Raw genomic sequence first — 9,163 nt, 5'->3', positions numbered from 1 at the left:
TTATTTTTTGAAATTTAAAGCTTTTATAAGGGATTGGTATTTCAAATTGAAACAAAATTTTAAAAACAAGCGTTTGTTTTAGGGCTAATTTAGCATTAATAAGGCTGTGTTAATCAAAGTTTGATAGCTAAAATTATCGCTTTGGTGCGTGCGTCAAATTGATGCACCAATTAAGACAGAATCTTTTCCATAAAAAGAGTAGGGAAAATCAAAGCCTCTTCGCCCAACTCCACCACGCAATCCTCTTCTTTAATGCGCGTAAAACCCAGCTTTTGATAGAGGTTGCATGCCTTGATTTGACTCTTGCTCACATGCAGAGAGATTTTAGTATAGCCTTTGATTAAAGCGTATCGCTCCACGCTCTCATAGAGTTTTTGACCCAACCCTTGGGATTGATAAGCGCTATTTATATGGAATTTACACAGCTCGGCTTCTGTTTGATTGATATGATTAAGCCCACAAATCCCAATGAGCTTCCCCTTATCCCTCATTTCAAAAAATTCCCCGCCATGCTCGCGCAGTTTTTGAACGAACCCGCTAATACTGGGCAAAAGATCCAAGCGTTGGATAAACCCTAAAGGGTTATCAGCGATACGCTCAGCATAAAATTCTTCTAATTCAGTGGGGTATTTGGGCGAAAAAACTTTGATGGTCATGATTAACTTTTTAAAACCCTTTTTGATTATCCCACAAGCGGATATGAAGCCTATCGCTCAGCCTAAAACCATGCTCTATGGCTAGGGGGGCTAGGGTTTTTAGATTTTTGTCTAGCTCGTTGTTAGTTGTGCCTAAGGGCATTAAAAAGATTTCATTATTTTTTAAGGAGAGTTGTTTCAAAAGGCTTTGAATCTCTGCGATAGATTGAGCGGCGTTTTGACTCTCCAATACAAATTTAAAATGCGCGCTTTTAGCGTTATTTAAGATATTTTGTAAGGCTTTGAGGTTGATCCGCTTTCTTTCTTTTTCTAAAGAAAAAGAGAGTTTGACGCTTAGGGTGAAATGCAATTCTTTTAAAATAGGGCTAAATTCAAAAAAAATAGAGCCGTTACTCTCTACAAATAAAGGGATTTTTTTGTGATAAAAATGCTCCAAAACGCTGATTAAAATAGGGTTATTAAAATACAAGCTTGGCTCCCCGCCTGTAAGAATGAAATCAAAATTCTTATAATTAGGGGTTAAATCCTCTAATCGTTCAATCAAAGATTTAGGCTCATTGTAATAATCCCAAGTTTCTTTGAATTTAGGATGCACCGCATACAAGCTATCGCAACCTGTTAGAATTTCATCATGCAATATGGTTTTACAATTAAAGCCCTTACATGAAAGATTACACCCCCCTAAGCGCAAAAAAAGACTGGGTTTGCCTATCCTTTTTCCTTCACCTTGTAAGGAAAAAAAGCTCTCAACGACCGGGAGTTTCATGGGATCTGGTGTAGGGGTTTAGCGTGGAAAAAGCATTGTTTTTCATCGCTAATGATTTTATTAAAAAAATCCTTATCATGCCACAATTTTTGAATGCCTTGCGAGAAAGAAACGCAATTTTGATGCACTAAAGATTTAAAGTGCGGGTTTTCTAAATCTTTTAAAAAGCTCTCCGCATAGCCGTTTTTAGTCTCATGCACGCGCACGCTAGAGATTTTTAACTCCCCTTCATTATTAGAAAAAACGCTTTTTTGTAAGATCCTTGTCAGGTAGTATAAAAACATGAGAGCGTAACTCTCTGCACTCAAATTGAACGAGCATTTCACATAACGAACGCAATGATTTTCTATAAAACGCTGGAACTCATCGCTTTCTTTATCCCAAAAATGATGGGCATGATCAAACGACTCAATGAAAACTTGCATTTCTTGTTGCATCAGCCCAAAATCTAATGCCATGTTCGCGTTATCCAAGCGGTTGGTTTCAATAAAGACTTCCACTTCATAATTATGCCCATGGATATTTTGAGCGCATTTTACAGAAGAGCAATTACGCACCACATGGCTAGCGCAAAATTTATACAATCGCCTGATAACCATTGCTCATTGTCTATAACATGGCTGATAAAGGGGCAGTCTTAAATTATAGTAGTAGCGTTCAGGGCGGTTAAAATCAATGCGTTTGATCGTGCTTTTAATCAAATCCCTATACAGCATCTGATAGCCACAAGTCCTTCCGCTCACGCTCCCATCCACATATAAAACCCGTTTTTGCAGCACCACATCATACCAATCCAAAATAAAATGCGAATTAGCGCTCATCAAAATTTGCTCGCTAAAGCCATTGATAGCGTAGTAATCGGTAGGGGTTTGGGAGCAATAAAACTGCCCTCCAAGAAAATAACAAGGTTTATTGACTTGATCGATCAGCTGGTAATTGTATTGGTAGAACGGCACAGCTGAGATGTTACGGACAATGCGCGCATAGATCACATTTTTGGCTTTATCCAGTGGGAATTCCGCTTGCGTGAAGACATTGTAAAAGCCTAATTTTTGCAATTCATAAACAATCACATTGATATAATAAGAAGTCATCGCATCGCTTCTGTCATAAGCCACCACGATAGTGGAATTATAATTAAACAAATAATCCCCTGTAACTTCTGAATAATACCCCATGTGCAGGCGGTGTTGGCATGCACTAAAGAAAAAAAACACCCCAACAATTAGCCCTAAAAAAGCCAAGCGGTGATTTTTAATCACTTTAACATTCCCTCATGCCAAGATTCCAAGCTTTTTAGATCATCATAACTGGTTAAGTCTAAATTTAAAGGCGTGATAGAGGCATGGTTTGAAGCAATAGCGTCAAAATCAGAGAGTCTGTCTTCATTTTCACGCTTTTGCCATTCTAAAGGGTGTAGCCCTAGCCAAAAATAGCTTTCATTCTTGGGGTCTGTGCGTTTATGCACTTCTTTTTTATACAGCCTATAGCCCTTAGGGGTGATGCGTTCGCCCTTATATTCTTGTAAGGAGCAATTAGGGACATTCACATTCAGGAGTTTGCGCCCCTTTAAGGGGTAGCCTTTGGTGAAAATGTTTTGGACTAAATCCTGGATAATCTTTTGAGCCAGATCAAAACTTAGGGGCGTATTTTTGTTTTTGTTAGAAAGGATTTGAGAAATCGCAATGGAAGGCACGCCCTGAATGGTGCCTTCAATCGCTCCGGCCACCGTTCCAGAATAAATCGTGTCTTCGCCCATGTTGGATCCAAGATTGATCCCTGAAATCACTAAATCAAAACAAACATGCTTAAAAAGCTCATTGATCGCTAAATACACGCAATCGCTTGGCGTGCCATCATCAATCCTATAATGCCTGCTTTCTTTGCCCTTAATTTTCTCCGCTCTCAAAGGCGCGGTGATCGTGATGCATTGCGAGCATGCACTTTTTTCATGCTTGGGGGCGACCACATAAATTTCTGCCATCTCTTCTAAAGCTTGTTCTAAAGCTTTAATGCCTTTTGCATGGTAGCCATCATCGTTGGTGAGTAAAATTTTTTTCATGTCTTGCCTTTAAATAGAGTGTTCAATAACGCGTTTAAATTTTCTTGCAATAAAGGATAAGCGGTTTTTAATAGGTTTAAATCGTTTAAAACCTCTGTTTTTAAAGTTTGAGCGTAATCATTCGCCTTTTCTAGCCCCAATAAATTCACAAAGCTGTTTTTAGTGCTGTCTAAATGAGTGGTTTTACCGCTCTCTTCTTCATCTTGTGTAACATCTATAATATCATCTAACACTTGAAAACAAAGACCCGTTTTTAACCCAAAAGCCTGAAGCCATTTAAAAAGCTCTTCATTTTTAATACCGCTTGCAACAAGCCCCATCATCAAGCTCGCACTAATCAATTTAGCGGTTTTATGCTCGTGTAAGAAAGTGAGCTGCTCTAAATTTAAGGGCGTGTTTTCAAAATAGCAATCCAAAGCCTGCCCTAAGATCATGCCTTTAATCCCCCCATTAACGCTTAAGATTTTGATCAATTCCACAATGATATGGCTTTCTAGTAAAGAGCTTGAAAGCAATTCAAAAGAGTAAGTGTTGAGCGCATCGCCGATTAAAACGGCTGTGGTTTCATCGTATTTAGCGTGTAAAGTGGGGTGGTTTCTCCTTAAAGCGGCGTTATCCATGCATGGTAAATCGTCATGGATGAGCGAATAGGTGTGCAAGCATTCAATGCTTAAAGCGATTTTAAAATATTCTGTTTGTTGGTTAGAATAATCTTTTTGACCCACTAACGCACAAAGCACGGCTAAAAAAAGCTTAGGGCGGAACCTTTTGCCTCCATTAAGCACCATTTCAAAAAAGGCTTTTTCCAAATAAGGGTGGAAGCTTTCAAGGTGTAGATGATGGTGGTTTAAAAAGCTTTCAAAACGCTCGCACTCATTATAATAAAAGGATAAATTAGAGCTACTCATGCATAGAATTATAACCTAAGATTTTAAGAGTTGCATAAATTCAGCTCTGGTTTTAGGGTCTTTTTTGAAGAGGCCTCTTAACACACTTGTTTTAATGATCGCATTTTGCTTTTGCACCCCTTGCATGCTCATGCATAAATGTTTGGCTTCACAAACCACGATCACGCCCCTTGGCTCTATGATTTCATCAAAAGTTTCTGCAATTTGAGTGGTCAGACTTTCTTGGATTTGTAGGCGTTTGCTATAAATTTCAATGAGTTTAGCGATCGCGCTAATGCCTACAATCTTTTCCTTAGGGATATATCCCACGCTAATATTCCCTAAAAAAGGGAGCAAATGATGCTCGCAAGTGGAGTAAAATTCAATGTTTTGAGCCACTATCATTTCATCGCAAACGCCTTGAAAATACGCGCTTTTTAAAGCCACTCTAGGATCTTCTTTATAGCCTTTATACAAGAATTTCCATAATTCTTGAACCCTTTTAGGCGTCTCTTTCAAACCTTCTCGATTCTTGTCTTCGCCGATGTCTTCAAAAAATTGGTTGAAAAAATTTTCCATTTAAATCACACGCTTTCTTAAGGATTGGATACGATTTTTAACGCTAGGGTGGGTGCTAAACATTTCAGCGTTAAAAAGATAAGCCGCTGATCGGGTGCTATTTTTATCTATTTCTTTATAATCGTTGTTGGTGTAATCGTTGGAAATTTTTTGCAAGGCCCTAATCATGGGCTTATTGTCATGCATTAAAAACGCCGCCCCGCTATCGGCCATGTATTCTCGTGTGCGGCTCAAATACATTTGTAAAATAAGCGTTAAAAAAGGCAAGATGATCTGTAAAGCCCATAAAATCATTCGGGCTAAATTCGCCCCACTATTCTTGCGATTCCCCATGAAAAAATACACGCTAAAATTAGCCACTAACAGCATGATATTGCTCAAAATCCCCACGCACATGGTCAAGCGGATGTCGTTGTGCCGTATATGACTAAGCTCATGAGCGATCACGGCTTTTAATTCGTCTCTATCCAATCTTTCTATTAAAGCGCTTGTAAGAGCGATAAGAGAATTAGATTCATCCCACCCGCTCGCAAAAGCATTCATATAAGGGGCGTTAATGATATAAAGCTTAGGCTCAAAATGAAGCTTAGCCTCTTCTAAAAGCTCTAACAAAAGGCGATGGATTTGATTTTCTTTAGAGCTTAAAACCTTGCTTTTATCAATAAGCTTATATTCATCACCGCTTAACATGATAGAGCTAAAATTTTGGATACAAATAACAATAACGACAAAAGCCACTAAAAACATGATAATGGTGATCGTAGGAAAAATTTGAAAAGTGATGAGTTTAAAAAGGGCTATGCCTAAATCATTAGCGTTGATTCTAATAGCATCCACCAACAACCCGATAAAAGCAAAAATCGCACAGTAAGTCGCTAAAACCGCGTTCGTTTTGAGCCTGTTTTGCGCGATAATCTTTTCAAAATTCGTCATTATTTTCTCCTTTCTCATGCTTGATTTCTTTGAGCAATGCGCTCGCATAACTCCCTTTAGGCAAGTAAAATCCCAATTCAAATTGCGCTTTTTCTTTGATGTATTGAGAAGTTATATTTTCTGCAAACACCCAAAAAAACCGCCTAGAGCCTAGCGTTTTAGCATGACCACTTAAAAGGTTATGCTGGAATTCTTTTTCAATTTCAAAACTCAAATTTTTTGCATAAAGAGCTTTTTTGCCGTCCAGTAACCCCGTAGGCACAGCTTCTTTTTTCAAAAACCTTTCGCTCTCTTTTTCTAATTCCAAAGCGTCAAAAAACTTCCCATAAGGGTAATGGCGCATCACATCGCCTTCTAGGATTTTAAAGGGGTGGGCTTGGTTTTTAAGGGCTTTTAGGGCATTTGAATCAACGCTTAAATTTTTTTGTTTAAAAAATTCTAAATTTTCTTTGACGCTAAAAGCGCTAATGATTTTACTGATTTCTAATCGTTTGCTTAAAAGCGAATTAAACAAATAACTTTGATAGCTTGAAATTAAAAAAGCGTTTAGTTTTTGATGGGCGAATTTTGTTTCATTTTGTAAGATTTTTAACCCCTCTTTATGGTTGTCATTGAACTTCCCAAAGCGTTGTGAACCAAAATAATTCGGCATGCCAAATTGCGCGATTTGTTCTAAAACCTGCTTTGTTTTTTGAGCGTTTAAGGGGGTCATTTTTTTAAAACGCATAAAAAAGCGATTCCCTTTTAAATGCCCTAATTTGATTTTATTATGATGGTAATTCAAAGACAGGATTTTAAGGTTTCTTTCTTGAAAGTTGCTCGTGTTTTTTTCTAATAAAGGGGCGTATTTTTTAGGGAGTGAGATGAATTGAGTCGTCAGCGCGTTTTTATCTTTCAAGCCCGCATAACCCAATTCAGCGATTTTTACCCCTAAAATTTGAGAAAAAATTTGAAGCATTTCCAAAGTGCTTAAACCGCTTTTCCTCACTTGAATAACGGCATGTTCGCCTGTGTTGCTAAACTCATACAAAGGCACTTCATGCACGCAAAAATCCCTAGCGCTAGAATTGAAATGAAAATCAATGCTCGCATGGTTATAAGCATGCAATAGGGGCATAAAGTTTAAATTCATGCTTTGATCCTTGAATTAAACGCCCTTGAGAGCGAGACTGAGTCAATGTTTTCAAAATTCACTCCAGTAGGCACGCCTTGAGCGATTTTAGTGAAAGTGAGGTGGAATCGTTGTAATTTATCTTCAATATAAAGCATTAAAGAATCATTAGCCAAAGTGGGGGGGAAAGCAAAAATGATTTCTTTAATGTTTTCTCCAACTAGGCGTTTTTCTAAGGCGTTAAAATCCACTTCTTCTATAGAATTTAACACATAATAGCGCCCTAAAAAGTCCTTTAAATCTTCTAAAATAAACACGTCTCTTGGGTGTAAAACCATGCAAAGCTGAGAATTTTGTCGGCTCTCATCAGAGCAAATCTCACAAATCTCACTCTCGCTGAGTGCATTACAGGATGTGCATGTTTTAAGGTTTTCTAGGGCGTTTTCTAAAGCGTGCGTGATTTTTAGTGCCAGATAAGGGTTTTCCAAACCCAAATGATACGCCATTTTAAAGGCGGACTTTTTACCCACATTGGGGATCTTTTCTAAACAATCCACTAAATTTAAAAAGTGATTCAAGCTGTTTTTATAAGTATTCATTTTGTTAGTATATCAAACTTAACTTGACTTGAAAGAGATTAAAAAGCTTTTATTGTTTTTAAAAGGGGGTTTAATTAATACAATATGAAAAAGCGCTTAATGAAGCGTTTAAATAAAAGCGTTATAATGTGCTATCTCAATTTTAAGGAATAACATGCCGTTTATCAATATCAAACTCGTGCCAGAAAATGGAGGGCCAACAAACGAGCAAAAACAGCAATTGATTGAAGGGGTTTCAGATTTGATGGTTAAGGTGCTGAATAAAAATAAGGCTTCTATTGTGGTCATTATAGATGAGGTTGATTCTAATAATTATGGTCTTGGGGGCGAGAGCATCCATCATTTGAGGCAAAAAAACTAAATCTAGTTTTTAAAATTCAAAGATTGCGATACGCTTAAAACATGTAAGGAGTGCTTATTTTCTACCCCCCTAAAAATTATAAACATAACTCACATTAAACATGACAAGGCGTTTGAAAAAGAGGGAAGTGTTTAACCCTTTGCCATGCGTTTCATAAAAGGAATTGACCGCTAAAGGGATCTTTAAGCCCATTTCAAAACCATTGTGCCTATTGACATTCACACGAACCCCAAAATTCAAAGGGATTTGGAAAAAACTCGTGTGCATTTTAGCTTGATAATTAATCAAATAATTGTTGATAAAATCCGTTTGACTCACCCACATGCCTAAACCACTCCCTACCCACGAACTCCCCGCTAAAGCAAAGCCTACATAAAACCCCACGCTCGAATGTTTTTTTGCGTTATCAATGAAATTGAAAAGATAATCTATGCCAAGCCCATAGAGGTGGTTATTCATTTTACCCAAACCATCAAAGCCATTACCCACAAAACCAAAATTACTATAACCATAGTCATAGAACAAGTAATAACGAAACCCTTGATTTTTTTTCTTGGTAAAGAAATGCTTATAGCCCACGCTCAAACTCACCCCATACATGCTTGAAATGTTTTTAGAATAAGAACTAGGATCAAGCGCGTTTAAGGAATTTGAAATTGCAGCGATCTGAGAAGATAAAGAAGAGAGCATGTTGTTTTGAGATTGGCTGAATTGCGATTCTAAATTTTTTAAGTTTTCTGCTAATTCTAAAGGGTTAGTAATGGGTTCTTGCATTTTTTCTAACGCTTGGGCTAATTTAAGGTTAGATGCAACGCCCCCACTAAGCATGACTATTTTTTCAATGTTTTGAAGCGTGGATTGGAGGTAGTATTGTTCGGCTTGCTTTTCAGTAGGGGTTAATTCAGAATGGTTTTTCAAAGCGTTGTTGATATATGCAAAGGTTTTAGGCATGCTTGTGATTTCATTTTTAACTTGATTGAGTTTATCAATCTTATTTTGAGCGTTAGAAATCGTTTGGATGCGTTCTTGATTCAAAAAAGGGTCATTGTGCTGGATTGCATGACTGATGGAATATTCAAAACCCACGCTCGCATACGCCCCATTTTCTTCAGCGATACAAAAAGATAAAAATAAAGATAGAGATAAGGGTAAAGATAAAAATAAGGGTAAAGAAGATAAGGTTTTTTGCATGGGTGATCCTGCTATGAA

12 protein-coding genes are annotated in these 9,163 nt (G+C 37.5%); 1 reads left to right on the top strand and 11 read right to left on the bottom strand.

Translation table 11 applies throughout. The features are described from left to right. Positions 1–170: 170 nt before the first annotated feature. The 10 genes from H7O61_RS05410 to recR are packed head-to-tail and all read right to left on the bottom strand — an operon-like array spanning position 171 to position 7,593. Positions 171–656: a GNAT family N-acetyltransferase gene (locus H7O61_RS05410; RefSeq protein WP_187875374.1), complete on the bottom strand. Its 486-nt coding sequence runs from the start codon at positions 654–656 to the stop codon at positions 171–173. 10 nt (positions 657–666) lie between these two features. After that, positions 667–1,422 (bottom strand): 7-carboxy-7-deazaguanine synthase QueE, encoded by a 756-nt coding sequence (locus H7O61_RS05405; RefSeq protein WP_187875373.1) that lies wholly within the window; start codon positions 1,420–1,422, stop codon positions 667–669. Then, on the bottom strand, positions 1,419–2,021 hold the full coding sequence (locus tag H7O61_RS05400; protein WP_187842942.1) for a 6-pyruvoyl trahydropterin synthase family protein: 603 nt from the start codon (positions 2,019–2,021) through the stop codon (positions 1,419–1,421). The genes H7O61_RS05405 and H7O61_RS05400 overlap by 4 nt, the downstream gene beginning before the upstream one ends. 3 nt (positions 2,022–2,024) lie before the next feature. Beyond that, entirely contained in the window at positions 2,025–2,684 is a 660-nt protein-coding gene (locus tag H7O61_RS05395; protein WP_078243596.1) for a hypothetical protein, read from the bottom strand. Then, positions 2,681–3,484, bottom strand: coding sequence for a 5'/3'-nucleotidase SurE (surE, locus tag H7O61_RS05390; protein WP_187875372.1), 804 nt, complete (start codon positions 3,482–3,484; stop codon positions 2,681–2,683). The genes H7O61_RS05395 and surE overlap by 4 nt, the downstream gene beginning before the upstream one ends. Further along, entirely contained in the window at positions 3,481–4,392 is a 912-nt protein-coding gene (locus H7O61_RS05385) for a polyprenyl synthetase family protein (RefSeq protein ID WP_187875371.1), read from the bottom strand. The genes surE and H7O61_RS05385 overlap by 4 nt, the downstream gene beginning before the upstream one ends. A gap of 15 nt (positions 4,393–4,407) precedes the next feature. Further along, positions 4,408–4,950: a GTP cyclohydrolase I FolE gene (gene folE / locus H7O61_RS05380; protein WP_187875370.1), complete on the bottom strand. Its 543-nt coding sequence runs from the start codon at positions 4,948–4,950 to the stop codon at positions 4,408–4,410. Next, positions 4,951–5,883, bottom strand: coding sequence for a zinc metalloprotease HtpX (gene htpX, locus H7O61_RS05375; protein ID WP_231623872.1), 933 nt, complete (start codon positions 5,881–5,883; stop codon positions 4,951–4,953). Then, positions 5,870–7,015, bottom strand: coding sequence for a tRNA pseudouridine(13) synthase TruD (gene truD / locus H7O61_RS05370; protein ID WP_187875368.1), 1,146 nt, complete (start codon positions 7,013–7,015; stop codon positions 5,870–5,872). Before truD ends, htpX begins: the two co-directional genes overlap by 14 nt. Then, positions 7,012–7,593, bottom strand: coding sequence for a recombination mediator RecR (gene recR / locus H7O61_RS05365; protein WP_079334227.1), 582 nt, complete (start codon positions 7,591–7,593; stop codon positions 7,012–7,014). Before recR ends, truD begins: the two co-directional genes overlap by 4 nt. A 154-nt stretch (positions 7,594–7,747) precedes the next feature. On the opposite strand from recR, the gene H7O61_RS05360 reads away from it, so the two are divergent. Further along, positions 7,748–7,954: a 2-hydroxymuconate tautomerase family protein gene (locus H7O61_RS05360; protein WP_001115880.1), complete on the top strand. Its 207-nt coding sequence runs from the start codon at positions 7,748–7,750 to the stop codon at positions 7,952–7,954. 69 nt (positions 7,955–8,023) lie between these two features. Here H7O61_RS05360 and hopJ read toward each other — a convergent pair whose 3' ends face one another. Continuing rightward, positions 8,024–9,145 carry a Hop family outer membrane protein HopJ/HopK gene (hopJ, locus tag H7O61_RS05355; RefSeq protein ID WP_187875367.1) on the bottom strand — a complete coding sequence of 374 codons (1,122 nt, stop codon included), beginning with the start codon at positions 9,143–9,145 and terminating at the stop codon, positions 8,024–8,026. Between the last annotated feature and the right edge of the window lie 18 nt (positions 9,146–9,163).

Source organism: Helicobacter pylori, from assembly GCF_014496965.1.
GTDB lineage: Bacteria > Campylobacterota > Campylobacteria > Campylobacterales > Helicobacteraceae > Helicobacter > Helicobacter pylori_CZ.
Note: the sequence above shows the minus strand (reverse complement) of the source record. Positions and strands in the feature narration are given on the sequence as shown.

What these genes read in the sequence shown, in the direction of transcription:
- H7O61_RS05410 (WP_187875374.1), bottom strand. Translation starts at nt 656, where the DNA reads ATGACCATCAAAGTTTTTTCGCCCAAATACCCCACTGAATTAGAAGAA.
- H7O61_RS05405 (WP_187875373.1), bottom strand. Translation starts at nt 1,422, where the DNA reads ATGAAACTCCCGGTCGTTGAGAGCTTTTTTTCCTTACAAGGTGAAGGA.
- H7O61_RS05400 (WP_187842942.1), bottom strand. Translation starts at nt 2,021, where the DNA reads ATGGTTATCAGGCGATTGTATAAATTTTGCGCTAGCCATGTGGTGCGT.
- surE (WP_187875372.1), bottom strand. Translation starts at nt 3,484, where the DNA reads ATGAAAAAAATTTTACTCACCAACGATGATGGCTACCATGCAAAAGGC.
- H7O61_RS05385 (WP_187875371.1), bottom strand. Translation starts at nt 4,392, where the DNA reads ATGAGTAGCTCTAATTTATCCTTTTATTATAATGAGTGCGAGCGTTTT.
- folE (WP_187875370.1), bottom strand. Translation starts at nt 4,950, where the DNA reads ATGGAAAATTTTTTCAACCAATTTTTTGAAGACATCGGCGAAGACAAG.
- htpX (WP_231623872.1), bottom strand. Translation starts at nt 5,883, where the DNA reads ATGACGAATTTTGAAAAGATTATCGCGCAAAACAGGCTCAAAACGAAC.
- truD (WP_187875368.1), bottom strand. Translation starts at nt 7,015, where the DNA reads ATGAATTTAAACTTTATGCCCCTATTGCATGCTTATAACCATGCGAGC.
- recR (WP_079334227.1), bottom strand. Translation starts at nt 7,593, where the DNA reads ATGAATACTTATAAAAACAGCTTGAATCACTTTTTAAATTTAGTGGAT.
- H7O61_RS05360 (WP_001115880.1), top strand. Translation starts at nt 7,748, where the DNA reads ATGCCGTTTATCAATATCAAACTCGTGCCAGAAAATGGAGGGCCAACA.
- hopJ (WP_187875367.1), bottom strand. Translation starts at nt 9,145, where the DNA reads ATGCAAAAAACCTTATCTTCTTTACCCTTATTTTTATCTTTACCCTTA.